This window comes from Herbaspirillum sp. GCM10030257 (genome assembly GCF_042666555.1).
Classification (GTDB): domain Bacteria; phylum Pseudomonadota; class Gammaproteobacteria; order Burkholderiales; family Burkholderiaceae_D; genus Noviherbaspirillum.
Window position 1 is genome coordinate 201,273 of sequence record NZ_JBHTDH010000006.1, and the last position, 25,603, is coordinate 226,875.

Annotated in this window: 27 protein-coding genes; 20 read left to right on the forward strand and 7 right to left on the reverse strand. The window is 54.4% G+C overall.

Annotated elements, in window-relative coordinates; translation table 11 throughout:
• Positions 1–7: 7 nt before the first annotated feature.
• The 12 genes from infA (at position 8) to ACFQUU_RS11810 (ending at position 8,528) form a co-directional block, all read left to right on the forward strand.
• On the forward strand, positions 8–226 hold the full coding sequence (gene infA / locus ACFQUU_RS11755) for a translation initiation factor IF-1 (protein WP_005663428.1): 219 nt from the start codon (positions 8–10) through the stop codon (positions 224–226).
• Positions 227–257: 31 nt separating this feature from the next.
• A complete protein-coding gene (gene rpmJ / locus ACFQUU_RS11760) occupies positions 258–371 on the forward strand; it encodes a 50S ribosomal protein L36 (protein WP_014004415.1) in 114 nt (37 codons plus the stop codon).
• Positions 372–399: 28 nt separating this feature from the next.
• Entirely contained in the window at positions 400–765 is a 366-nt protein-coding gene (gene rpsM, locus ACFQUU_RS11765; protein WP_057289743.1) for a 30S ribosomal protein S13, read from the forward strand.
• Positions 766–807: 42 nt separating this feature from the next.
• Positions 808–1,212 (forward strand): 30S ribosomal protein S11, encoded by a 405-nt coding sequence (gene rpsK / locus ACFQUU_RS11770; RefSeq protein ID WP_057289744.1) that lies wholly within the window; start codon positions 808–810, stop codon positions 1,210–1,212.
• 181 nt (positions 1,213–1,393) lie between these two features.
• Positions 1,394–2,017, forward strand: a complete 624-nt coding sequence (gene rpsD / locus ACFQUU_RS11775) for a 30S ribosomal protein S4 (RefSeq protein ID WP_382247227.1) — start codon at positions 1,394–1,396, stop codon at positions 2,015–2,017.
• A gap of 101 nt (positions 2,018–2,118) precedes the next feature.
• A complete protein-coding gene (locus ACFQUU_RS11780; protein ID WP_057289746.1) occupies positions 2,119–3,096 on the forward strand; it encodes a DNA-directed RNA polymerase subunit alpha in 978 nt (325 codons plus the stop codon).
• A gap of 229 nt (positions 3,097–3,325) precedes the next feature.
• Entirely contained in the window at positions 3,326–3,721 is a 396-nt protein-coding gene (rplQ, locus tag ACFQUU_RS11785; protein ID WP_057289747.1) for a 50S ribosomal protein L17, read from the forward strand.
• A gap of 143 nt (positions 3,722–3,864) precedes the next feature.
• The gene (locus ACFQUU_RS11790; protein WP_382247230.1) at positions 3,865–4,797 is read left to right on the forward strand and encodes an ATP-binding cassette domain-containing protein; all 933 of its coding nucleotides are present in this window, start codon (positions 3,865–3,867) and stop codon (positions 4,795–4,797) included.
• Entirely contained in the window at positions 4,798–5,580 is a 783-nt protein-coding gene (locus ACFQUU_RS11795) for an ABC transporter permease (RefSeq protein ID WP_382247232.1), read from the forward strand.
• Between the two features lie 51 nt (positions 5,581–5,631).
• A complete protein-coding gene (gene cutA / locus ACFQUU_RS11800) occupies positions 5,632–5,964 on the forward strand; it encodes a divalent-cation tolerance protein CutA (protein ID WP_382247448.1) in 333 nt (110 codons plus the stop codon).
• Positions 5,957–7,771 carry a protein-disulfide reductase DsbD gene (gene dsbD, locus ACFQUU_RS11805; RefSeq protein WP_382247234.1) on the forward strand — a complete coding sequence of 605 codons (1,815 nt, stop codon included), beginning with the start codon at positions 5,957–5,959 and terminating at the stop codon, positions 7,769–7,771. Before cutA ends, dsbD begins: the two co-directional genes overlap by 8 nt.
• Positions 7,772–7,889: 118 nt before the next feature.
• A complete protein-coding gene (locus ACFQUU_RS11810) occupies positions 7,890–8,528 on the forward strand; it encodes a peroxiredoxin (RefSeq protein ID WP_382247236.1) in 639 nt (212 codons plus the stop codon).
• A 65-nt stretch (positions 8,529–8,593) separates the two neighbouring features.
• Here the strand turns inward: ACFQUU_RS11810 and ACFQUU_RS11815 are convergent, their stop codons facing one another.
• The 4 genes from ACFQUU_RS11815 to yihA form a co-directional block, all read right to left on the reverse strand.
• Complete coding sequence (locus tag ACFQUU_RS11815; RefSeq protein ID WP_382247238.1) at positions 8,594–9,697, reverse strand: magnesium transporter CorA family protein; 1,104 nt, start codon at positions 9,695–9,697, stop codon at positions 8,594–8,596.
• A complete protein-coding gene (locus tag ACFQUU_RS11820) occupies positions 9,675–10,931 on the reverse strand; it encodes a sterol desaturase family protein (protein WP_382247240.1) in 1,257 nt (418 codons plus the stop codon). Before ACFQUU_RS11820 ends, ACFQUU_RS11815 begins: the two co-directional genes overlap by 23 nt.
• Positions 10,932–11,076: 145 nt before the next feature.
• Positions 11,077–12,090, reverse strand: coding sequence for a porphobilinogen synthase (gene hemB / locus ACFQUU_RS11825; RefSeq protein WP_382247242.1), 1,014 nt, complete (start codon positions 12,088–12,090; stop codon positions 11,077–11,079).
• A gap of 226 nt (positions 12,091–12,316) precedes the next feature.
• Positions 12,317–13,045, reverse strand: a complete 729-nt coding sequence (yihA, locus tag ACFQUU_RS11830; RefSeq protein WP_382247244.1) for a ribosome biogenesis GTP-binding protein YihA/YsxC — start codon at positions 13,043–13,045, stop codon at positions 12,317–12,319.
• A gap of 214 nt (positions 13,046–13,259) precedes the next feature.
• Between yihA and ACFQUU_RS11835 the strand changes: the two genes are divergently transcribed.
• The 5 genes from ACFQUU_RS11835 to ACFQUU_RS11855 all read left to right on the forward strand — a co-directional run bounded on the left by ACFQUU_RS11835 (position 13,260) and on the right by ACFQUU_RS11855 (position 19,253).
• Positions 13,260–13,919, forward strand: coding sequence for a c-type cytochrome (locus tag ACFQUU_RS11835; protein ID WP_382247246.1), 660 nt, complete (start codon positions 13,260–13,262; stop codon positions 13,917–13,919).
• A 122-nt stretch (positions 13,920–14,041) separates the two neighbouring features.
• Complete coding sequence (locus ACFQUU_RS11840; RefSeq protein WP_382247248.1) at positions 14,042–16,150, forward strand: cytochrome c biogenesis protein ResB; 2,109 nt, start codon at positions 14,042–14,044, stop codon at positions 16,148–16,150.
• Between the two features lie 118 nt (positions 16,151–16,268).
• Positions 16,269–17,420, forward strand: coding sequence for a c-type cytochrome biogenesis protein CcsB (gene ccsB / locus ACFQUU_RS11845; protein WP_382247250.1), 1,152 nt, complete (start codon positions 16,269–16,271; stop codon positions 17,418–17,420).
• 94 nt (positions 17,421–17,514) lie between these two features.
• A complete protein-coding gene (gene msrP, locus ACFQUU_RS11850; RefSeq protein WP_382247252.1) occupies positions 17,515–18,495 on the forward strand; it encodes a protein-methionine-sulfoxide reductase catalytic subunit MsrP in 981 nt (326 codons plus the stop codon).
• A gap of 116 nt (positions 18,496–18,611) precedes the next feature.
• Entirely contained in the window at positions 18,612–19,253 is a 642-nt protein-coding gene (locus ACFQUU_RS11855; RefSeq protein WP_382247254.1) for a sulfite oxidase heme-binding subunit YedZ, read from the forward strand.
• 19 nt (positions 19,254–19,272) lie between these two features.
• Here the strand turns inward: ACFQUU_RS11855 and lysA are convergent, their stop codons facing one another.
• Entirely contained in the window at positions 19,273–20,556 is a 1,284-nt protein-coding gene (lysA, locus tag ACFQUU_RS11860; RefSeq protein WP_382247256.1) for a diaminopimelate decarboxylase, read from the reverse strand.
• 21 nt (positions 20,557–20,577) lie between these two features.
• Positions 20,578–20,757 carry a lipoprotein gene (locus ACFQUU_RS11865; protein WP_382247258.1) on the reverse strand — a complete coding sequence of 60 codons (180 nt, stop codon included), beginning with the start codon at positions 20,755–20,757 and terminating at the stop codon, positions 20,578–20,580.
• Between the two features lie 27 nt (positions 20,758–20,784).
• Between ACFQUU_RS11865 and cyaY the strand changes: the two genes are divergently transcribed.
• Positions 20,785–21,117 (forward strand): iron donor protein CyaY, encoded by a 333-nt coding sequence (gene cyaY / locus ACFQUU_RS11870; RefSeq protein WP_382247260.1) that lies wholly within the window; start codon positions 20,785–20,787, stop codon positions 21,115–21,117.
• Positions 21,118–21,213: 96 nt separating this feature from the next.
• On the opposite strand, the gene ACFQUU_RS11875 is transcribed toward cyaY, so the two are convergent.
• Positions 21,214–23,562, reverse strand: a complete 2,349-nt coding sequence (locus tag ACFQUU_RS11875; protein WP_382247262.1) for a penicillin-binding protein 1A — start codon at positions 23,560–23,562, stop codon at positions 21,214–21,216.
• A 324-nt stretch (positions 23,563–23,886) separates the two neighbouring features.
• On the opposite strand from ACFQUU_RS11875, the gene ACFQUU_RS11880 reads away from it, so the two are divergent.
• Positions 23,887–24,966 carry a pilus assembly protein PilM gene (locus ACFQUU_RS11880; protein ID WP_382247264.1) on the forward strand — a complete coding sequence of 360 codons (1,080 nt, stop codon included), beginning with the start codon at positions 23,887–23,889 and terminating at the stop codon, positions 24,964–24,966.
• Entirely contained in the window at positions 24,966–25,601 is a 636-nt protein-coding gene (locus tag ACFQUU_RS11885; protein WP_382247266.1) for a PilN domain-containing protein, read from the forward strand. Before ACFQUU_RS11880 ends, ACFQUU_RS11885 begins: the two co-directional genes overlap by 1 nt.
• Positions 25,602–25,603 lie beyond the last annotated feature (2 nt).

Consider the following 25,603-nt stretch of genomic DNA (forward strand, 5'->3'; position numbering starts at 1 on the left):
AGAACGAATGGCAAAAGACGACGTAATTCAGATGCAGGGTGAGATTCTTGAGAATCTTCCGAATGCAACATTTCGAGTCAAGTTGGAAAACGGGCACGTGGTTCTCGGGCACATCTCCGGGAAAATGCGGATGAACTATATTCGTATTCTTCCTGGTGATAAAGTCACGGTGGAATTGACACCCTACGATTTGAGCCGGGCACGTATCGTGTTCCGTACCAAGTAAAGTAACTAGAACTGTAAGAAAGAGGGCAAAAATGAAAGTGCTCGCATCAGTAAAGCGGATCTGCCGCAACTGTAAGATCATCAAGCGCAAAGGCGTAGTTCGTGTTATCTGCACAGAACCGCGTCATAAACAGCGCCAAGGTTAATTTAACGTTATTGATCGAGGAATAACGAATGGCACGTATTGCAGGGGTGAACATCCCCAATCACCAACACACCGTTATCGGCTTGACCGCAATCTTTGGGATCGGGCTTTCCCGCTCGCTGGAGATCTGCAAGCTGACAGGTGTTCCGACCACCAAGAAGGTCAAGGATCTGGACGATAACGAGCTGGAAAAGCTGCGCGACGAGATTGGCAAATTCGTCGTCGAAGGTGACCTGCGTCGTGAAGTCTCGATGAACATCAAGCGTCTGATGGACTTGGGTTGCTATCGCGGCCTGCGTCATCGTAAGGGCTTGCCTTGCCGTGGCCAGCGCACCCGCACTAATGCGCGCACTCGCAAAGGCCCGCGTAAAGCAGCTCAGTCGCTGAAGAAATAATCCAGCGCAGTTTGATTCGAAGTCGGATTCAAGGAAATTACCATGGCAAAAGCCCCGAATAACGCCGCAGCAGCACGCGTGCGCAAGAAAGTTAAAAAGAATGTTGCCGAAGGTATCGCGCATATCCACGCGTCCTTCAACAACACCATCATTACTATTACCGATCGTCAAGGTAATGCCCTGTCATGGGCGACATCCGGTGGTGCAGGCTTCAAGGGTTCGCGTAAATCGACCCCGTTTGCAGCGCAGGTTGCGGCAGAAGCGGCTGGCAAGGTTGCCATCGAGTGCGGCGTGAAGAACCTAGAAGTTCGTATCAAGGGCCCGGGCCCGGGTCGCGAATCGGCTGTTCGTGCATTGAATAATCTCGGTATTAAGATTACGCAGATCCAGGACGTGACGCCGGTTCCGCACAACGGTTGCCGTCCACCAAAGCGTCGCCGCATCTAAACACTTAGCTGTTTAGTTGTTGGTAGTCGTTGCAGTTATCGCAGAAAAACTGCCCGCCAATGATCTTGGCGGGTTTTGTTCTTAAGACCACCGTCTGCTTGAAACTGAAGCAGACTAGCGCCTGGCAGATCGTCGACTGAACGACCTCTGGTCGGGGCGTCATAAAATAAAGGAAATTAACGTGGCACGTTATATCGGACCGAAAGCAAAACTCTCCCGCCGTGAAGGCACAGACCTCTTCCTGAAGAGCACCCGTCGGTCGCTAGACTCCAAGTGCAAGCTGGACTCCAAGCCCGGCCAACATGGCCGTACCTCCGGTGCGCGTACTTCTGACTACGGTAATCAGCTGCGTGAAAAGCAGAAGGTCAAGCGTATGTACGGAATTCTCGAGCGCCAGTTCCGCCGCTATTTTGCTGAAGCGGATCGCCGCAAGGGCAATACCGGTGAAAACCTGTTGAAGCTCCTCGAATCTCGTCTGGACAACGTTGCATACCGTATGGGCTTTGGCTCTACACGTGCCGAAGCACGTCAGCTGGTCAGCCACAAGGCATTTACGGTCAATGGCGAAGTTGTCAACATCGCTTCCTATCAGGTTCAGTCCGGCGACGTCGTTGCTGTTCGTGAAAAGGCGAAGAAGCAGGCGCGTATTGTCGAGGCTCTGTCGCTCGCTGAGCAGAGCGGCATGCCATCGTGGGTTGCTGTGGACGCGAAGAAGATGGAAGGCACCTTCAAATCGATGCCGGACCGTACAGAGATTGCCAACGACGTCAACGAATCGCTGATCGTCGAATTGTATTCCCGCTAATCAAGTATCCCTGCCTGCCCCTTTGTCGAAGGGGCAGGTTTTTTTGTAATGCCATCAGCCTTATCGGTGTAACGAGCCGAGGGTATTGAAAAGGACATTTCATGCAAAACAGTCTGTTGAAGCCCCGTATTATTGAAGTTGAAGCACTTGGGTCCGGCCACGCGAAGGTCGTCATGGAGCCTTTTGAGCGCGGCTATGGCCACACGCTCGGTAACGCACTGCGTCGCGTGCTGCTGTCGTCCATGGTTGGTTATGCGCCAACCGAAGTGACGATTGCTGGCGTCGTACACGAATACTCATCGCTCGACGGCGTACAGGAAGACGTGGTCGATATGCTGCTTAATCTCAAAGGCGTGGTTTTCAAACTGCATAACCGTGATGAAGTCACCCTGACCCTGAAAAAAGATGGTGAAGGCGCGGTCTTGGCATCGGATATCGACTTGCCGCACGACGTTGAGCTGATCAATCCGGAACACGTTATCGCTCACCTGACTGCAGGTGGTAAGCTGGACATGCAGATCAAGGTTGAGAAGGGACGTGGTTATGTTCCCGGTAACGTTCGCCGTCTTTCCGAAGACGCAAATAAGACTATCGGTCGCATTATCCTTGATGCGTCGTTTTCGCCGGTACGTCGCGTTTCTTATGCTGTTGAATCGGCTCGCGTGGAACAGCGTACTGACCTCGATAAGCTGGTCATCAATATCGAAACCAACGGCGTTATTACGCCGGAAGAAGCAATTCGCCAGTCGGCGCGTGTCCTGGTAGACCAGCTCAACGTGTTTGCTGCCCTGGAAGGTACAGAAGCTGCTGCCGAAGCGCCTTCACGCGCACCGTCGGTCGATCCAATCCTGCTGCGTCCAGTCGACGATCTGGAGTTGACCGTCCGTTCCGCAAACTGCCTGAAAGCCGAAAACATTTATTACATCGGCGACCTGATCCAGCGCAGCGAAAACGAACTGTTGAAGACCCCGAACCTTGGCCGCAAGTCCCTGAACGAAATCAAGGAAGTTCTGGCATCGCGAGGGCTGACACTCGGCATGAAGCTCGAAAACTGGCCACCGGCTGGCCTTGAAAAGTAATTCCAACGGAGAGCGGTTATAATGCCGCTCCTGTTGTCTCCCTGGCCGCGACTCGTTCCCGGTCGGTGGGCGGAATAAGAAGTAGAAACAGAAAAGTAGTCCAGTAATTGTTTTACCTGGTGATTGCACATTTGTGCAGTATTAAACATTTACCGGCCCGCAACAGACTTTGACTATGGTCTGTCGATAGAAGAGCTGGAATTAAACTCAAAAACTGAAAGGAAATACCATGCGCCATCGTCACGGCCTTCGTAAACTGAATCGTACCTCGTCGCACCGCCTAGCGATGCTCCGCAACATGACCGTCTCGCTGCTGCGTCATGAAGCAATCAAGACTACACTGCCGAAAGCAAAGGAACTGCGCCGCGTCGTTGAGCCAATCCTGACTTTGGGCAAGACCGACAATCTGTCGAACAAGCGCCTGGCCTTCAGCCGCCTGCGTGACCGCGAAATCGTAAGCAAGCTGTTTTCCGAACTCGGCCCGCGTTATGCAAACCGTAACGGTGGTTACCTGCGTATCCTGAAAATGGGTTTCCGTCAGGGTGACAACGCGCCGATGGCATTCGTTGAGCTGGTTGACCGTCCAGAAGTCAGCGACGCTGAAGAAGTTCAGACTGCTGAGTGATTGAACGGAACACTGTTACTAGCGACAAGAGTACTAACGTAGAAAAGCCAGGCCTAGCCTGGCTTTTTTGCTTTCCTCACCCTGAAGAATAAAGCTTTTTCGTTTGTGGCAAGATGGCTGCTTTCCTGGTTCCGTGTAAGCGCATGAACGATTCCAATATTCTGGCGGTTAATGATCTTCGTAAGTCATACGGTAATGGGTCTGGCAAAACGTGCGTTGTTGACGGCTTATCGTTCTATTTGCAACGTGGCGAGTGTTACGGTCTGCTTGGACCAAACGGCGCGGGCAAGACTACAACGCTGCGTCTATGCCTGGGTCTGACAGAGCCGGATAGCGGCGAAATTCGGTTAGTTGGGAAACGCGTGCCACAAGAAGCGCGCGCCGCGAGGCTGCGCGTCGGGGTCGTTCCACAAGCGGACAATCTGGATCCGGACTTTACCGTTGCCGAAAACCTTTTGGTATTTGGGCGTTACTTTGGCATGCGGGACACCGAAATCCTGGAACGGATTCCAAGCTTGCTCGAATTCGCGAATCTTGCCGCCAAAAAGGATGCGCAGATCAGTGAATTATCGGGCGGGATGAAACGCCGTCTTACGCTTGCTCGCGCGTTGGTAAACAACCCGGATATCATCTTCATGGACGAGCCGACCACCGGCCTTGATCCGCAGGCGCGTCACATGATTTGGGAGCGCCTCAAGGCCTTGCTAAACGAGGGAAAAACAATCGTCCTCACCACTCATTTCATGGATGAAGCAGAACGTCTGTGCGACCGGCTTGCCGTCATTGATCACGGCCATATGATCGCCGAAGGCGCGCCGCGCGATCTCATTGGGCAGCATATTGAGGCAGAGGTAGTCGAAGTTTATGGCGATAAAGCGACAGGGTGGGCAGAGGCACAAGGCCGTATCAAGTCGGCACGTATGGAAGTAAGTGGTGAAACCATTTTTTGTTATACCAATGATGCTCAACCCTTGCTTGCGAGTTTGCACCAGATGCATGGTGTGCGCTACCTGCACCGTCCTGCCAATCTCGAGGATTTGTTCTTGAAGCTCACTGGTCGAGAAATGAGGGACTGAATGACCGCTGTCTATCGTCTGCCTGCCTTCTCGATCCGTTTCCTGCCTATATGGAAGCGTAATTTTCTTGTCTGGAAAAAACTGGCTGTCGCCAGCGTGTTGGGTAATATCGCTGACCCATTGATTACCCTGATTGCATTCGGTTATGGGCTGGGTAGCCTACTGCAGACTGTGGACGGTATCCCTTATATACAGTTCCTGGCGTCTGGTTCGATATGTATGTCAGTGATGATGGCGGCTTCATTCGAAGCCTTGTATTCGGCATTCTCGCGAATGCACGTGCAAAAGACTTGGGAGGCACTGCTGAATGCGCCGATAGCACTCGACGATGTCGTTCTAGCCGAAATGCTATGGGCCGCAACCAAGGCGCTATTCTCCGGTATTGCCATCCTGATTGTGATCTTCCTGCTCGGCATCGGCCTGCACCCACAGGTGTTTATGGTGCCACCGCTGTTATTTTTGATTGGGATGACCTTTGCCTCGCTCGGCCTGATCGTTAACGCCCTCGCGAAGGGTTATGACTTTTTTACCTATTACTTTACGCTGGCCCTGACGCCCATGGTATTTCTTTCCGGGGTGTATTACCCGACAAGCCAGTTGCCGTCGTGGTTGCAGGCCTTTGCAAACATACTGCCACTTGGTGCGGCGGTCAGGCTGATACGGCCACTTCTGCTCGGCAACTGGCCCGCTACACCGGTTGCGGATGTGATCGTCTTGATCGTCTATTGCGTCGGCGGCTTTTATCTCGCCGCTATCCTTACTCGCCGCCGGCTTCTGAAATAATGTCAGGTTTCGAAATAATGTCAGGTTTCGACCCAAAATACGACTATGGATATGCCCGAAGCTTTATTGGTGCTCAGTAATGTTCCCGATATGCGAACCGCGGAAGAGATTGCTCGCAGCTTGCTGCAGCAAAGACTGGCTGCTTGTGTCAACATTCTTCCAGCAGTCCGTTCAATATATCGATGGCAGGACGCGATCGAGGAGGCGGGGGAAGTGACCATGCTTATCAAATCCACCCGTGAGCATTACGCCGCAATCGAACATGCGATAGGCGCGCTACATCCATACGATGTGCCCGAGATTATCGCAATACCGATTTCCGCCGGTTTACCTGCTTACCTCAGATGGATTGCCGACGAGACAAGGAAAGATGTAGATGTTTAAGCTGTCCGGAAAATTTGAACTGAGCCACAACGTCCGTCGGTGGGCTCTTGGCTTATGCGCGCTGTTGATGCTGGTACTTGCCCATTCAGTACGCGCAGAGGACGACTATCTGGAACCAGAGAAAGCCTTCCAGTTCGCCGCCCGCATGCTCGACCCAAAGACTGCCGAGGTGACGTTCAAGATCGCCGATGGTTATTACATGTACCGTGAGCGTTTCAGCTTCCAAGCTGAGGGAGCAACCCTTGGTACGCCGGTGCTTCCCCAAGGGAAGGTAAAGTTTGATGAGACTTTCCAGAAAAATGTCGAAACTTACCGGAATACACTCGCCATTACGCTCCCGGTGGAAGCGGACAAAGGGTTTATGCTTACCGTTATGTCGCAGGGCTGTGCGGACCAGGGCCTTTGCTACGCGCCAATGGAGTCCAAGGTGCAACTATCGCCACAAGGCGGTGGCTTGATGGCGGCTATTGCCGGTGCACGCGATCCGGCAATGATTTCCAGCACCGCTGTCTCGCAATCCGGTACATCCGCGCTGCCAGACTCAGAGATGGGACGCATCGAGGCATCGCTCCAAAGCGGCAAACTGATTGCTATTCTTCCACTGTTTCTGCTCTTGGGCGTCGGCCTGTCTTTCACGCCTTGTGTACTACCGATGGTGCCCATCCTGTCGTCAATCATCGTCGGCGACGGCGCTCCAACAAACCGGCGCCGGGGGCTGATGCTTTCGGGCGCATATTCGCTCGGCATGGCGCTTGTCTACACCGCACTGGGCGTTGCTGCCGGCCTCGCGGGAGAGGGCTTGTCCGCCGCCTTGCAGAATCCCTGGGTACTTGGTGCATTCGCGCTGCTGATGATCGTGCTTTCACTCTCCATGTTCGGCGTCTATCAGCTTCAGGTACCCGCCGCCCTCCAGTCCCGTCTGTCAGCCGCGTCCGGCCGCCAGGCTAGCGGCAAGCTGGCTGGCGTCTTCGCCATGGGTGCGATATCCGCCCTGATTGTCGGCCCTTGTGTTGCGGCACCACTGGCCGGTGCTTTGCTCTATATTAGCCAAACCCGGAATGTCTTGATCGGCGGTAGTGCGCTCTTTGCGATGGCTGTCGGCATGAGCGTGCCGTTGCTGTTGGTCGGTGTCTCGGCCGGAACCCTGCTGCCACGTGCCGGCGCCTGGATGCAGTCAGTCAAGTTCTTCTTTGGCGTCCTGATGCTCGCCCTGGCACTGTGGATTGTTGCTCCTGTCATTCCTGACTGGGCTCCGATGTTGGGCTGGGCTGTACTGGGTATTGGCTATGGCATCTACCTGCTTGGCGCAAAGCGCCATGGCTGGGCTGCGAAAGCTTTTGCCGTGCTATTTGCCGGCCTTGGAATGATCCAGTTGATCGGCCTTGCTACCGGCGGGCGTGATGCTCTTGCGCCGCTGGCCCATTTAAGCGCCGGGGGCAGTCACCAGACGCACTTCATCCGCGTAAAGTCTGAATCCGACCTTGATGCCGCAATCGCCAAGGCAGCGGGAAAAACAGTAATGCTTGATTTCTATGCAGACTGGTGCGTCTCCTGCAAAGAAATGGAAAAGCTGACTTTTTCCGATCCGCGTGTTCGGGCACAGTTTGCCGACATGGTCTTGTTGCAAGCTGACGTGACAGCCAATAACGTCGATGACAAGGCCTTGCTCAAGCGTTTCCGCCTGTTCGGACCGCCGGGCATCATTTTCTTTGACAAGAATGGAAAGGAAGTCAGCGGCGGCAGAGTGATCGGCTACCAAAATGCCGATAAATTTCTGATCTCCCTGAAGTCCGCGGCGCGGTCCTGAGGCACGCCGGAACGCCGACAGTTATAACTAATCAAGTATAAGAACCTGACAACTCTATCCTTGTATTAAAAATAACGACGGTCTATATTATCCGTTCAATAATTTTCGGGAGACTGCGATGACATTACGTCTTGGCGATACAGCGCCGGATTTTGAGCAAGATTCTTCAATTGGGAAAATCAAGTTTCACGAATGGGCCGGCGACTCCTGGGTAGTCTTGTTTTCTCATCCCGCCGATTTCACACCGGTCTGCACTACTGAGTTGGGATTGACCGCAAAGTTGAAATCCGAATTCGACAAGCGCAATGTAAAAGCCATTGCCCTGTCGGTCGACCCGGCTGACAAGCATCTCGAGTGGATCAAGGACATCGAAGAAACACAACAGACTGTTGTCGGATTTCCGATCATTGCGGATGCCGACAAGAAAGTTGCATTGCAATACGACATGATTCATCCGAACCAGTCAGAGAGCGCGACGGTTCGTTCGTTGTTCGTCATTGATCCGAAAAAGAAGGTACGACTGATCATTACCTATCCAATGAGCACCGGTCGTAATTTTGACGAGGTATTGCGCGTTATCGATGCCTTGCAGTTGACGGATGGCTATTCGGTTGCAACACCGGGTAACTGGCGTGATGGTGATGATGTGATCATCCCGCTGACTGTGCAGGATGAAGCAGTCATCAAGCAAAAGTACCCGAAGGGCTACACCGCACCACGTCCCTATCTGCGTCTTACGCCACAGCCGAACAAGTAAGATCCAGGTACTCGGTGTCAAATAAAAAGCGCTCCCCGGAGCGCTTTTTTGTTTTGAGGTTTTTCTCAGTGTCCGTCTTCCCAAGACTTATCATCAAGGTAGCGCTTGCGACGGAAAAGAAAGAGCAGGATCACGACGATGGCCGCCATCATTCCCATCGTCATCCAGAAACCGAACGTATCCTTCAACAGGGGCATGTCGGCAAAGTTCATTCCGAAAATTCCCGTGATCAACGTCAGCGGCATGAATAACGCCGTGATCACGGTCAGTGTGCGCATGATTTCGCTAGTGCGATGCGCCATCGCGGAGAAGTGAATCTGTACCGCCGATTCAATGGTCGACTCGAGACGTTGCGCGTGATTGAGAACGCGGGTGATGTGTTCCATTACATCGTTCAAACGTACCAGCAGCAGATCCCTGCTGCGGCTATTTTCCGCCGCATCATGGCTATCAACGAGGTAATCACGCAATTCCTGCATCGCATCCCGTTGTCCTTCGCACAGGTGATCAAGCTTACGCAACTCGATACGTGCATCAAGCAGTGCTGTCCAGTCATTGAAAGGACTGCGCGGATTGAGCAGGGCGCGTTGCCAGCGATCGATCTGTCCAGTCAGCGGCTGCCGGAGATCAAGGTACTGGTCGACCATTGCATTCAGCAGGCGAAGCATTAACTCCTCCGGCAACTGCGGGAGACGTCCCACATTGCCATTCTGTCGCTGACGCTGTTCCAGCATGCGCGTGCGGACGGTTTCGATAGTGCGGCTCTTGGCTGCATGTACCGTCACAAGCGCATTTTCCATCAGCATGAAGGTGACCGGCCGGGTTGCCAGTTTGGTCAGCGCCGGTGGGATTTTTCGTTTGCTTGCAGTGTTTTCTTCTGTCTTGACCTGATCGCTGCTTCCATCCAGCGCCAGTTTGCGAAAGACCACCATCGCATAGTCTTGCGTCGAATCGAAATAGGAAGGATGGCCAAGATTGATCGCGTCTGTCAGATGTGGATCATAAATATGCACACCTGTATGCCGTTCGACCGCATCACGCCATGCATGTATGTCGGCACCAACTTCCTCGTGTGTTGCATCGATCCACAGAAAACCCTGTGATGGCAATGCTGCATGAGAATCGCTTAAGTGACTGATGGTGTTGCTATTGATGTGAAAAATATCCATGCGTGGATAGTGATTGTTTAAAGATGAGCCAAAGCGATAGCAATGAGCATGCGGCGAATCCAACGATACTGAACTGCACCCACAACGGAAGCAGTACATCGCCAAACCATAATCCGGTCGCCAGTACGCCGGCTGCTGTGCCGGTCAACCGGACTGCTTCCAGTGCGACGTAACTCGCACGCCGTTCCAGCAAGCCGCCGACAATCCATAGGCCCGCCGCCAACCACAGCGCATAGCCGGCGCGTTCGGCGAACGACATGGTAGCGTACTCAAGCAGAAAGTGCGTCGTTACTTGCAGCACCGCTGCAAACTGGACAATGCAATACACAAGCTCAGCACGATTCAATGCCGGGTCGTACAGGGGGCGGTCGATGTCAAACGGGGATGAAGGCCACTTTGCCGCGACATCTTGCGGTCTCCACCCTGGAGGCGCGATCCATATCTTTAGCTTGTCGCGCAGCCGGCTTGTCCGCCATGCATCGACTGAAATGGCTTTATAAACTTCGAGGTTAGCCAAGAATGGATTCCAGCTACGTAAGGGGCTGCGTGTTCCGTAGACGATCTTTTCGTCGTCACGTTCCTCGATAAAGGTGCCGAACAGCCGGTCCCACAGGATCAGAATACCGCCGTAGTTCTTGTCCAGGTAAATGTCGTTGACGCCATGATGCACGCGATGATTGGACGGCGACACGAAGACACGATCAAACCAGCCAAGCCGGCCAACCTGTTCGGTATGGACCCAGAATTGATAGAGCAGGTCAATCAGCGCGACAATGGCGAACACTTCGACCGGAAAGCCAAGTAAAGCCATCGGCAGATAAAAGATCCAGCCGAGGATCGCGCCGCTGCTGGTTTGTCGCAATGCGGTGGTCAGATTGTATTGTTCGCTCTGGTGATGCACCACGTGCGCGGCCCAGAGCACATTGACCTCATGGCCCATGCGATGCAGCCAGTAGTAGCAGAAGTCATAGATCAGCAAAGCCCATATCCATACCCAGATGCTGTCACGCGACAGTGTGAACAGTGCGACATGTTCCACCATCCAGGCATAAATACCAATACGTACCAGTTGCAGGAAGACACCGCTTACCTGGCTTAGTACGCCAAGACTCAGGCTATTGATCGCATCATTGAGCCGGTAGGTATTGCGCCGCCGGAGCACCCCAACCAGATATTCAATAAATATCAGGAGAAAGAAAATCGGGGTGGCCAGGGTAATGACTTTTTCCTGCATCGCTGTCTCCGTTCGCCGAAAGGCTGATCTTTCAGGCAATGGTAACGAAACGACAAAGGAATGGAATGGCCGGAATTAGAAGGGATCGTCAGATTTCCGGCCGGAAGCATCATACGTCGTTCAAAAGAAGCACCGCAACGGGAGGTCAGCCCAAGTGCAAATGCCGGGCGATATCGCGCGCAAAATAGGTCAGCACACCATCAGCGCCGGCGCGCTTGAATGACAGCATCGCTTCCATCATGGCTTTGTCATGGTCGAGCCAGCCGTTCTGCGCGGCGGCTTTGATCATTGCATACTCGCCGCTGACTTGATACGCGAACGTCGGAACCTTGAATTCGTCCTTCACGCGCCGCACGATATCGAGGTAAGGCATGCCTGGTTTGACCATCACCATGTCGGCGCCTTCGGCGAGGTCAAGCGCGACTTCACGCAGGGCTTCGTCACTGTTGGCTGGGTCCATCTGGTACGTCGCCTTGCTTCCCTTGCCAAGATTCGCCGCAGAACCGACCGCATCACGGAAGGGACCATAAAACGCCGATGCATACTTGGCCGAGTAGGCCATGATGCGGGTGTAGATATGACCCTGGCTTTCCAGTCCGGCGCGAATAGCGCCAATCCGACCGTCCATCATGTCGGAGGGCGCGACGATGTCAACGCCCGCGTCTGCCTGCACCAAAGCCTGCTTCACCAGGATTCCTTTTGTTTCATCATTCAGTACATAGCCGTCAGCATTGAGTACGCCATCCTGGCCATGGCTGGTATAAGGATCGAGAGCTACGTCGGTCAGGATCCCGAGTTCCGGAAAACGCCGCTTGAGTTCGCGTACGGCGCGAGGCACCAGGCCTTTTTCGTTGAGAGCTTCGATGCCATCCGGTGTTTTCAGGGAAGGATTGATCACTGGGAACAAGGCGAGCACCGGGATACCGAGTTCAACGCAATCTTCGGCCACCGCCATCAGCAAGTCGACCGACAGGCGCTCAACGCCGGGCATTGACGAAACCTGTTCGCGCTGGTTCTTTCCTTCAAGAATAAAAACCGGGTAGATCAGATCACTGGTGGTAACGGCGTTTTCGCGCATCATCGCGCGGGAAAACGCATCCTTGCGCATGCGGCGCATCCGGATGGCGGGAAACTGGGGATTCAAAGGCGACTGGGGCATGGTGAATAACCGGCAAAGATGAAATGAATGGGATCAATAGAACGAATAAACTTTATACGATTCGATGAAACTTTTCCGGCGCTGATCCAATCTTAGCAATAGGTGATCATTCACCTCCCGCTTCTCCTCCCTGAGCGGGGCCTATCGTGGCATTAGCGATAAGGCGTTACTGCCCTGGAGATCTTCCCCTTTCTCCAGGGTTTTTTTTGCGCGTTTGCTTTGTCTGTCATGGGCTTGGGTCGCCATCTTGGCGATCGGTTTGCTCAGGATCCGCTTCCGCATTCAATTCATTTTCCGTTAGCCCCAGCAATTCAAGAATCTTGTCGTTCGCTTCGTCGAGCCCTGTGCGCTTGAGAGCCGAGAACATCTGCACCGTGAACGGAAACGGTCGACCCTCCGCGTCGACGTAGCTGCCAAGGACGGTACGCGCCTGGCGCAACGCATTGGCCGCTTCATTGCGATTCAGTTTGTCGGCCTTGGTCAGAAGGCAGTGGATAGGCTTGCCGGTTGGAGCAAACCATTCCAGCATCTGCACGTCAAGCTCGGTGAAGGGCCGCCGCGAATCCATGATGAGTACCAGCGCAGCAAGTTGTTGCCGGCGCTGTACATAGTCGCCGAGCAGTTCCTGCCAGTGCAGTTTTGCATCTCCCGATACTTCGGCATAGCCGTAGCCCGGCAAGTCAACCAGCAAGGCGCGGATTTCCTCGACATTCGTCAAGTCCTTGCGGTGCTGGCCTACATGGGCGCCGCCTATCGAAAAGTAATTGATGTGCTGCGTCCGGCCGGGTGTCTTGGATGCAAAGGCCAGTTTTTTCTGGTTGCACAAGATGTTGATCGCGGTGGACTTGCCGGCGTTGGATCGACCGGCGAAAGCAATTTCGGGAACTTGCGTCTTTGGCAGATCGCGAAGGTGGTTCACCGTGGTGAAAAAGCGGGCTTGCCAAAGTAGTGACATAGGAAGTGGAGTACCGGAGAGAAAATGCAGGAAGGGAAGCAAAAACAGCAAAAACCTATTGTACAATAAGAGGTTATGTGTGTTGCCCTGCAATAGGGCGCCACCCCTGTATGCGATTGCGGAAATAGTAAAAAAATCATGCCGGACGACATACAGGCGCTAAAAAACCGCCGCTACAGGCCAGAATTTTAATATCAAGTCTCAGGGTGTTTGAATGAACCGTGCGTTTTTACCGTTTGTGAAGTCCTTGTTTGTTGCGATCCTGGCAGTTTCCTCCGTGGCGTATGCCGCAGAAGAGCAAAAAGCGCCGAAGGCGGATGCTGCCAAAGGTGAAGCGCTCTATACGAGCGGCGATGCTTCCCGCAATATCACTGCCTGTGTAGCCTGCCATGGTGCCGCTGGCAATTCGACCATTTCCCAGAATCCCAAGCTCGCCGGACAGCACGCCGAATACACTTTCAAGCAACTTGGCGATTTCAAGACGCCACAGCGCAACAATCCGATCATGACGCCAATCGCTAAAGCATTGAGCGATGCGGACATGAAAAATATTGCCGCTTTCCTCGACAAGCAACAGCAAAAGCCGGGCGCAGCCCGCAACAAGGACACGGTTGAGCTCGGAAAGAAGATTTACCGGGCCGGTATCGCTGAAAAGAACGTTCCAGCCTGTGCCGGTTGCCATGCCCCGAACGGCGCCGGTATTCCCGCACAGTTTGCACGTCTGGGTGGCCAGCACCAGGAGTACACCGCCGCTCAGTTGACCAGCTTCCGCGGCGGTGCTCGCAAGAACAGCGCGCAAATGGTAACCATTGCCAAGCGCATGTCCGACGATGAAATCCAGGCTGTGTCAGACTATATCGCCGGTCTGAGATAAGCGGAAAACAGCAGTATAAAAGCAAAAGATAAAATCAAAATATATAAGCGGAGGGGGTGGCAGATGCCACCCCCTTTGTTTTGATTTTTTTCTGGTTTTGTTTTGAAGGTATAGATACGTCCATGAGCGTCACCACCTCCGGGTTGCAACTGAAAACTGAACGCCGCTGGCTCAGCGATGCAGTGGAATTGATTTCCTCCATGCGCTTCGCGATCAGCCTGCTGACCCTGATCTCGATTGCCTCGGTCATCGGCACCGTTCTCAAGCAGAATGAGCCCATGCCAAATTATGTCAACCAGTTCGGACCGTTCTGGTTCGAAGTCTTTGGTAAGCTTGGCCTGTATGCGGTGTATTCGGCATGGTGGTTTCTGCTCATCATGGCCTTCCTGGTCATGTCGACATCACTGTGTATTATCCGCAACGCACCAAAGATGCTGAAGGACATGCGCAGCTGGCGTGAAAATGTGCGTGAACAGTCGTTGCGGAACTTTCATCATAAAGCCGAGTGGAGCAGTGCGCTGCCGTTGACCGGTTTCACGCAACAGCTTGCACAGCGTATCGTGCACGGCGGTTACAAGGTCAAGGTAGTCGACAAGGATGGCGGCGTGCTGATTGCGGCCAAGCAGGGGGCGGCCAACAAATGGGGATACATTTTTGCCCATAGTGCCATCGTCATCATCTGCGTCGGCGGGTTGCTCGACTCCGATCTTCCGATCCGATTCCAGCAATGGTTTGGCGACAAGACGCCGTTCGGTGGCAGCGGAATCATCGCCGAGATTCCGGCTCAGCACCGCCTCGGCGTCGGTAACCCGACCTTTCGCGGCAATACTTTTATCCCTGAAGGCGGCACTGCCAATACCGCAATCCTGCCGCAGCAGAGCGGCATTCTCGTACAGGAACTGCCGTTTTCCATCCAGCTGAAAAAATTTGTCATTGAGCATTACTCGACTGGCATGCCCAAACTGTTTGCCAGTGAGGTCATCGTGCGCGACCTGGAAACCGGCAAGACCTTCGAGTCGACGATCAAGGTCAATGAACCGCTGATCTACAAGGGTATCGCCGTGTACCAGTCCAGCTTCGATGATGGCGGCAGCCGGCTGAAGCTGAGTGGCTACACAATGATCGGTGGACAAAATCAGTCGTTTTCCCTTTCCGGTGAGGTTGGCAGTTCAACGCCACTCACTAGTGACAAAGGTTCGGAATACAGCATTGAATGGACCGGTTTCCGTCCTTTCAACGTGGAAAACATGGCACAGAGCGGTCAGGACGTCCGCGCAGTGAATACGAACAAAAGCTTTAATGAGAAATTAACCGCAGGCCTCGACAAACAGCTGGGGTCGGCGGCGAAGGATCCGAACAACAAGGACCTGAAAAACGTTGGACCCAGCGTCCAGTACAAACTGCGCGACAAAAATGGCCAGGCACGTGAATATCATAATTACATGCAACCGGTGGAAGTCGACGGCAACTATGTATTTCTGACCGGCATGCGCGAAACGCCAGCGGAGCCCTTCCGCTATCTGCGTATACCTGCCGATGACAACGATACGGTAGAAGAATGGATGCGGGTGCGCGCAGCGGTGTTCAATCCGGAATTGCGACTGGAGGCAGCGAAACGGTATGCCCAGCAAGCCATGCCGGCATCCAGGGAAAACGCCGAGGCATTGCGCGAGCAGTTGCAGCGTTCCGCTTCGCGAGGGCTCGAAATCTTTGCCGGTGACGGCAAGGAATCCGGTTATCTCGCGGTGTCGCGCTTCCTGGAGCGTGTACCTTCGGAGGATCAGGAAAAGGCGGCCGAAATCTTCATGAAGATTCTTAACGGTAGCATGTGGGAATTATGGCAAGCCGCACGGGTAAAAGATGGCTTGAAGGAAGTTACGCCTGACGAAAAGCATGCACGTTTCCTGCAACTGGCAACCAACGCTATTTCGGATGCGTCTTTTTACGGGGCACCGGTTTACCTGCAGATGCGCGAGTTTGACGAAGTCAAGGCATCCGTTCTGCAGGTGACGAGGTCTCCGGGCAAGAAGGTTGTCTATCTCGGTTGCCTGCTGCTCACGCTCGGCGTGTTCTCGATGTTCTATATTCGAGAGCGCCGGTTGTGGGTCTGGTTGAAGCCGGACGCGCAGGGACGCACCAATGCGCTGATGGCGATGAGTTCGCAACGCAAGACGCTCGACTTCGAAAAAGAGTTCGAGGCACTGAAAGCGCAACTGGTGAAATCGGCTTAATCTAAGCTATAGAGACCGCCGGCGACGGCATGGATTGAACAGGGACAGCCTGTCCCGAAAGCAAGCAAAATGCGTCCAGGTTCGGCAGTAACGCCGACGGATGCGACGGAGAAAGACCATGGACCTGACACAAAGCAATATTTATACACCGCCTCCCGGTTTCTTCCGGCGCCTCAGTATCGTCGACTGGATATACGGCGCCTTGCTGCTGGCCGGCGCGCTGTTTGCGCTTAGCCGCTTCGGCAACTATATGGATTCTTACGAGAAAGGTGTGCTGCTGCTGTCCGCCCCGACCTTTGCCTGGCTCGGATGGCATTGGAAACCGGTGCGCTGGCTGATGGCAGTGTTGGCCATTCTCGCATTGACTGCGGTCGGCCTGTACGGCGGTTCGCTGGATGCGGCGAACAGCAAGTTTTTTCTGAAATATGCATTGTCCAGCCAGTCCGCCATTCTGTGGATGAGTACCTTGTTTTTCCTGTCTACCTTGTTTTACTGGGGCGGTCTGATAACCCGTTCCGATTTTGGCGGTTCCGTCGGAAGCAAGCTGTCTTGGGCTGCGGTAATTCTTGGCTTTACCGGTATGCTGGTGCGCTGGTACGAGTCCTATCTTGTCGGTGTCGACGTCGGACATATCCCGGTCTCCAACCTGTATGAAGTGTTCATCCTGTTTTGCATGATCACGGCATTGTTCTATCTGTACTACGAAGAGCAGTACGCAACCCGTCAGCTGGGCCCCTTCGTGCTGCTGATCATCTCCGCCGCAGTCGGCTTCCTGCTGTGGTATACGATCAGCCGCGAAGCGTCGGAAATTCAGCCCCTGGTGCCGGCGTTGCAAAGCTGGTGGATGAAGATTCATGTGCCCGCCAATTTCATTGGTTATGGCACCTTTTCGCTCGCGGCAATGGTGGCGATTGCCTACTTGCTGAAATCAAAAGGTATGTTGGCAGACCGACTGCCGCCACTGGAAGTGTTGGACGATGTGATGTACAAGGCGATCGCAGTTGGTTTCGCGTTCTTCACCATCGCCACCATCCTGGGCGCGCTCTGGGCCGCAGAAGCATGGGGCGGTTACTGGTCGTGGGATCCGAAGGAAACCTGGGCGCTGATTGTCTGGCTCAACTACGCTGCATGGCTCCACATGCGCCTGATGAAAGGCTTGCGCGGTCAGGTTGCCGCCTGGTGGTCGCTGGTCGGCCTGCTGATCACAACCTTCGCTTTCCTCGGCGTCAATATGTTCCTGTCGGGACTGCACTCCTACGGCGCCTTGTGATTTGACCGTTTCCGGGGCGGTTGGCGAAATTGTTGTAAGGTTGTGCCTGTCAAAACAGACAAAACTGACAATTTCGTCCCACCACGGAGCAGCCATGTTAATAAAGCGTAACCCGAACGGCATCGACATTCCGTTCGGCTCCGAAATCACCCCACGTGCGATATTCGAATCGCGCCGCAGCTTCATCAAACAACTGGCGCTCGGCTCGATTGCCGGTGGCGCCCTGGCTGAGATGGCGATGCGGGAGGCATTTGCACAATCCCCCGGTGCCCAGAAACTCGCCGCCAAGACCAATTCCGCCTTCGTCGTCATGGACAAGCAGACCGCGTACAAGGATGCGACGACGTATAACAATTTCTACGAGTTTGGCACTGACAAGGCCGACCCGGTGCAAAATGCCGGCACGCTGAAGCCGCGTCCCTGGACGGTTGCAATCGAAGGGGAAGTCAAGAAGCCGATGACGATCGACCTTGACGGCTTGCTGAAGCTCGCGCCTCTGGAAGAGCGCGTCTATCGCCTGCGCTGCGTCGAAGGCTGGTCGATGGTGATTCCCTGGATCGGCTATTCCTTGTCGGAGCTGATCAAAAAGGTCGAGCCAACCGGTAACGCGAAGTATGTGGAATTCGTTACCTTGAGCGACAAGAAGCAAATGCCCGGTCTGCGCAGTCCCGTACTTGAATGGCCCTATACGGAAGGCTTGCGTCTGGACGAAGCCAACCATCCTCTGACGCTATTGACCGTGGGCATGTATGGGGAAGTTTTGCCCAACCAGAATGGCGCCCCAGTGCGCATCGTCGTGCCCTGGAAATACGGCTTCAAGTCCGCGAAGTCGATCGTCAAGATCCGCTTCACCAAGGACCAGCCGCGCACCGCATGGAATCTTGCAGCGCCCCAGGAATATGGCTTTTTCTCCAACGTCAATCCCGACGTTGACCACCCTCGCTGGTCGCAGGGGACCGAACGTCGAATCGGCGAAGACGGCTTCCTGACCCGGAAGCGCAAAACCCTGATGTTCAATGGGTACAACGACGTCGCGTCGCTCTATACCGGCATGGATCTGAAGAAGTTCTTCTGAATTTTTCGCGCCGATCAGAGGCTGGGGTGTTGCATCGTGCAATCCGCATGGGGGCGCCACAGCGAGATAAATAATATGTCTATGTCGCCGCTTGCGGCGACGGAATGGTGGCAAGCATGCTCAATCCCAGTGCAAAACAGATTACCCTGTTGAAGGCCGTGCTCTTCATTGCCGCTCTGGGGCCGCTGGCGCGTCTGGTGCTGTTTGGCTTTACCGATCGGCTGGGTGCCAATCCGATTGAGTTCATTACCCGCAACACCGGCGACTGGACGCTGTACTTCCTGTGCCTGACCTTGCTCATCACACCACTACGGCGTGTCACAAACTGGAACTGGCTGATCAAGCTGCGTCGCATGGTAGGCCTGTTCGCCTTCTTTTATGCGACGCTGCATTTCACGACTTTCCTGTGGTTCGACCATTTTTTCGACGTCGATGAAATGCTAAAAGATGTGGTCAAGCGTCCTTTCATCACCGTTGGCTTTACTGCTTTTGTGCTGCTGATTCCACTGGCAGTCACCAGCACCAATGCGATGGTGCGACGACTTGGCGGCAAGCGCTGGCAATGGCTGCACCGTTTGATCTATCTGATTGCTCCACTGGGCATTCTGCATTACTGGTGGATGAAAGCGGGCAAGAACGATTTTTCCCAGCCTGTCCTGTTCGGTTCAATTGTCGCCATCCTGCTGCTGGCTCGGGTGTATTTCAATTTTCTCAAACCCAGAATGCAAAAGCGCCGGACGAATCCGGCGCCGACTTAGCTTCCACTCCAAGTACAAATCAGGGTAGTTGCGATTCCAGTGCAAACAACTCGCTGGCGGCTTCACGCTTGCGAATCAGGTGCAGCTTGTCGCCATCAACCATGACCTCGGCAGCACGGCCGCGCGTATTGTAATTGGACGACATGGTCATGCCGTAAGCGCCGGCCGACATGATCGCCAGCAAATCGCCTTGCTCGACTGCCAATGTACGTTCACGCGCCAGCCAGTCGCCGGATTCGCACACCGGCCCGACCACGTCGTAAGTCTTGGCGGCAGAGGCGCGCTGCATCACCGGTTGTACACCATGCCATGCTTCATACATCGCCGGACGCATCAAGTCGTTCATCGCCGCATTCACGATGGCAAAGTTCTTGGCTTCGCCGTGTTTCAGGTATTCGACTTGAGTGAGCAACACGCCGGCATTGCCGACGATGGAGCGGCCGGGTTCGAACAGTACCTGGATCGGCGCTCCTTTGTATTGCTGCAGCCGCCATTTGTCGACCTTGGCAAACAGGCGCGACAAGTAGTCGCCAACTGCCACCGGCTTGTCATCGTTGTAGTTGATGCCAATGCCGCCACCAATGTCGAGATGATGCAGGTGGATGCCTTCATGGGCCAGACGATCGACCAGTTCGGTCAGGCGGTCGAACGCTTCCAGCAATGGCGCGTCGTCCAGCAGTTGCGAGCCGATATGGCAATCGATACCGACTACGCGGATATGCGGCAGCGTGGCTGCCGTCCGGTAAGTACTCAATGCTTCATCGTAAGCGATGCCGAACTTGTTTTCCTTTAGTCCGGTCGAGATATACGGGTGCGTCTTGGCATCGACATTGGGATTGACTCGCAACGAAATCGGCGCCTGCTTGCCCATCTCGCCGGCCACTTCGTTCAGGCGCTGCAACTCGGCGGTCGACTCCACGTTAAAGCACAGGATGTTGTGCGCGAGAGCCAACCTCATCTCTTCGTGCGTCTTGCCGACGCCGGAGAAAATCACCTTGCGCGGATCGCCGCCAGCTGAGATCACCCGCAGCAATTCTCCGCCGGACACAATGTCAAAGCCTGATCCCATGCGGCTGAGCAAGTTAAGCACGGCGAGGTTGGAATTTGACTTGACGGAGTAGCACACCAGAGCAGTCGATGCATCGCGGCCATTGGCTTTACAGGCATCCGCGTAGGCAGAGTAATTTTCCACCAGGGCTGCTTTCGAATACACATAGGTCGGACTGCCGAACTCTTGGGCGATAGCAGAAAGCGGCGTGTTTTCGACGTGAAGCACGCCGTTTTTATAAGAAAAATGCGACATAAAAGGGGACGAAGGCTCGGCTTATTGAGAAGTAGTCGGTAGCGCTGGCGGTGTTTGCAGGGCCGGCGGTGGGGCGAGCTGAGCTGGCTGGCTTGGCTGGCCCGGCATGTAGAGCGGGCCTTTCTGGCCGCAGCCGGCAACCGTCCAAGCCGCAGCGGCGAGCGCCAGAATATATTGAACAGACTTCACGATTAGAATCACGGTTAATCAAACTCATTGGAGTGTAGCATGACAGAAACCGAATTCCAGGCGCTGGCCGAACAGACGCTCAACAGTATCGAGTCCGCACTGGAGAACGCTTCCAACGATAGTGACCTGGATGTGGAGTGCAGCCGCAGCGGCAACGTGCTGGAGATTGAATTTGTCGACAACGGTTCGAAGGTGATCGTCAACAGCCAGGCCCCCATGCGGGAAATGTGGGTCGCTGCCAGGTCGGGAGGATTCCATTACCGTAATGAAAACGGCAAGTGGATTAATACGCGGGATGGCTCGGAATTGTTTTCGGCACTTTCGCGTATTGTCAGCGAGCAGGGTGGCATACCGCTGGTACTCAAGGCGTAAAAAAACCGAAGCCTGGCATAGCCAGCTTCGGTTTGATTCCGCTGCAGCCTTGTTACCGGCTGTAGCGGCGAGGTTTTAAAGGCCCGAAACGGATGGTCAGAACAGTTCGTTCTTCACTTCATCCTTCGCCTTTTCTTCCTCTCCCTGCGGTGTTTCGGTCAGACCCAGACTACGTACGCCCGTCCCTGGCGGATTTTCAGCGTAGTAATATTCGTTCGCAACCTGTATCACGCCTTCAGGCACCGCGCGTTCCTCGACCGGGACATCTTTCAAGACTTTCTGCATGTAGCTGATCCAGATCGGCAAGGCGAGCCCGCCGCCGGTTTCCTTGTTGCCCAGATTCTTTGGCTGGTCGAAACCGATCCATGCCACGCCGACAATTTTCGGTGTGTATCCGGCAAACCATGCGTCAAAGGAGTCATTGGTGGTACCGGTTTTCCCGGCGATATCGGGTCGCTTGAGCACCAGCGCACGCGTCGCGGTACCGTGCTTGACGACGTCCTTCAGCATGCTGTCCATCAGGAAGGCATTGCGCTCATCGATCACCCGGTTTTCATCTTCGCCCGCACGCGCCGGTGTCACCTGCGATAGCACATGACCGGCACTGTCGGTTATCTTGGAAATGATGTAAGGGCTGACCTTGTAGCCGCCGTTGGCAAATACGGAATACGCGCCGGCCATCTGCAATGGCGTTACCGCACCGGCACCGAGCGCCAGGGTCAGGTAAGGCGGATTCTTGTCCGCATCGAAGCCGAAGCGGGTCGCATATTCCTGACCGTATTTGGCACCGATCTTGTGCAGAATGCGGATCGAAATCATGTTTTTGGATTTCGTCAGGCCTTTGCGCATGGTCATTGGGCCATCATATTTGCCATCATAGTTCTTCGGTTCCCACGCCTGGCCACCGGTTTGTCCCGCATCGAAACTGAGCGGGCCATCATTGATGAGCGTGGCTGGCGACAAACCCTTTTCCAGTGACGCCGAATAAATAAATGGTTTGAAGGAAGAGCCCGGCTGGCGCCAAGCCTGCGTGACGTGGTTGAACTTGTTGCGGTTGAAATCAAAACCGCCGATCAGCGCACGGATCGCGCCATCCTCAGTGTTGGCAGCTACAAACGCGGACTCGACTTCCGGCATCTGGGTAATGGTCCAGGCCTTGTTTTCCTGCATTACGCGAATGATGGCGCCGCGTTTGACGCGTCGTGCCGGCGGTGCCTTGTCGCTCAACAGGTTGGCGGCAAAGGTCAGACCGGTGCCACTGATTTCAATTTCTTCGCCCGAAGAGAGCATTGCCTTGACCAGTTTGGGCGATGCCTCCAGCACGACGGCAGCGACAATGTCGTCACTGTCCGGATGCTCGGCGAGTTCCACCTCGATGGCGTCTTCGGCTTCTTCCTTGTTAGACGGGATGTCCATGAACGCTTCCGGACCGCGATAGCCATGGCGCTTTTCATAATCCATCACGCCGCGGCGCAGTGCCAGATAAGCAGCATCCTGATCTGCTTTGGTGATGGTGGTGTAGACATTCAGGCCGCGGGTGTAGGTCTCTTCCTTGAACTGCTCATAAACCAGCTGGCGCGTCATCTCGGCAACGTACTCCGCATGCAGGCCGAATTCACCGCTGGAAGTCTTGACCTTCAGTACCTGATCCTTGGCTTTCTCGTAATCTTCCTGAGAGATATAACCAAGCAGCAGCATGCGCTGCAAAATATATTGCTGGCGTGTGCGGGCGCGCTTGGGATTGGCGACCGGGTTGTAAGCGGATGGTGCCTTCGGCAAGCCGGCAAGCATCGCGGCTTCTGCAATCGTGATATCGGACAGGTTTTTGCCGAAATAAATCTGGGCGGCCGACGAAAAGCCGTAAGCGCGCTGTCCCAGGTAAATCTGGTTCATGTAGATCTCGAGAATCTGATCCTTGCTCAGATTCTGCTCAATCTTGTATGCGAGCAGTATTTCATACACCTTGCGCTTGAAGGTCTGCTCGCTCGACAGGAAAAAATTGCGGGCTACCTGCTGCGTAATCGTCGACGCGCCCTGTTTTGAATTGCTGGTCAGGTTATGCAGGGCAGCCCGCGCAATACCTGTGTAATCCACGCCACCATGGTCGAAGAAGCGGTCGTCCTCGATAGCCAGCACCGCCTTTTTCATGATGTCGGGCACATCATTGATTCGTACCAGCGTACGGCGCTCTTCACCAAATTCACCGAGCAGCACGTTGTCTGCGGAGAAAATCCGGAGCGGAATTTTTGGCCGGTAATCGGTAATGGCATCCAGCGGCGGTAGATTCGGATACGCCATCGACACCGCAAAGCCGAGGACCAAGACGCCAGCAACCAGCAGACCCAGTCCCACGCCGATGGTGCCGAGCAGCAGGCGAAGAATCAGGGGAGAGGAGCGCTTTACCGGCGCTTTGGGGGTGCCACCTGCGGTATTGGATTGAGACATGCTGGGTACTTAAAAGAAAAAAATGGGCCTGCGAATTATAACGGTGGGCAACTTGGCCCGATATTAGTAAAATATCAATTATTTTCCACAGGTAACATTTGCACAACGTGGGCAATTGGCAACGGATTTACAAATTACTCCATGGAAATTACTTTACACTGCCTGATCCTTATTGCTACGATTTAATGTAACGTTGGATATTTATCACCTAAATACAGGTTTTTAAACGCTTTTTTTCGCGAGCCGTACTATGGTTCGCCGATTTCGACATTCAAATAAGTGGTGCGTTCACGCAATAAACCACATTTTCGGGGAGTACCACCCTTGGCCATAGATCTCGGACTATTGCTCGGCAAGAAGAATCCACCGTTGATCGGCCTGGATATCAGCACCTCGGGCGTCAAACTCGTCGAACTGTCCGATTTGGGCAAAAACGAGTTTCGCCTGGAACGCTTTGCCAGTGAACCCTTGCCACGCGGCGCTGTTGTCGACGGCAATATTGAAAACATTGAACAGGTTTCCGAAGCGGTAAGGCGCGTCTGGAAAAAAAGCGGTACACGGGCAAAACACGTTGCACTCGGCATGCCGCCTGCAGCTGTCATTACCAAGAAGATCATTTTACCCGCCGGTTTGTCGGAAGACGAACTGGAAGTACAAGTTGAAAGCGAAGCAAATCAGTATATTCCGTTTGCGCTCGATGAGGTCAGTCTGGATTTCGATGTGATCGGTATCGCAGAAAACGCCCCCGAAGATGTCGATGTGCTCATTGCGGCCACGCGCAAGGAAAAAGTGGAAGACCGTGTAGCGGTGGCCGAATCGGCAGGGTTGAAACCGATGGTCATGGATATTGAGTCCTATGCGGCTCGTGCCGCGCTCGACCGGATCACCGCCCAACTGCCCAAGGGCGGCCAGGGGCAGATCGTTGCCTTGTTCCAGATCGGCGCCCAGGTGACTCATGTTTCCATGCTGCAGGATGGTCAGACGATCTACGAACGCGAGCAGCCGTTCGGCGGCAATCAGTTGACCCAGGACATTGTGCGCGCCTACGGCCTATCGTTTGAGGAGGCCGAATCTAAAAAGCGCGCAGGCGAACTACCTGAAGGTTTTGAACGCGAACTGCTCCAGCCCTTCATGGAAAATGCAGCGCTGGAAGTGACCCGCGCGATCCAGTTTTTCTTCACATCCACACCTTATACCCGTATCGACCAGATATTCCTTGCCGGTGGATGCGCCATCATCCCAGGCCTGGTAGAACTCGTGGCCGAACGCACCAAAATTTCCAGTTCCGTCGTCAGCCCTTTCAAGGGTATGCAACTCGCCTCCAATGTGCGGGAAAAGCAGTTGCGTGCCGAGGCGCCGTCGTATCTGGTGGCATGCGGACTTGCCATGCGGAGGTTTGACTAATGGTACGTATTAACCTCCTTCCTCATCGCGAGGAAAAACGCAAACAGCGCAAGGCGGCATTCCTGCGCCTGCTGGCCTTGTCGTCCGTCATGGGCTTTGCGATTGTCCTCGGTGTCGGCGGCGTGATTGCGGCACAGATTGCCAATCAGACCCAGCGCAACAACTTCATCAAGGCTGAAAACACCAAGCTCGACGGGCAGATCAAGGAAATCAACACGCTGAAGGAGGAAATCGAAGCGTTGAAGGCCCGCCAGCAGGCCGTTGAAGACTTGCAAAGCGATCGCAACCAACCGGTTTACCTGATGGATGAACTGGTTAAACAGGTGCCGGAAGGTATCTACCTGCGCGGCTTCAAGCAGGAAAACCAGCGCGTCGCCATCATGGGCTATGCACAGTCGAATGAGCGTGTCTCCGAACTGTTGCGCAACCTTGGCAACAACTCACCGTGGCTGGAACGCCCGGACCTGATTGAAATCCGGTCCGCCAATGTCGGGCAAGGCAAAGACGTCAAGAAAGTCTATGACTTCACCGTTAACGTGGGCATCAAGAGGCCGCGTGACAAGGAACAGCCCGCCGATGCATCCGGCGCCCTCCGAAATGTGTCGGCCACCACACCGGCCGCGAAGAAGCCCTGACA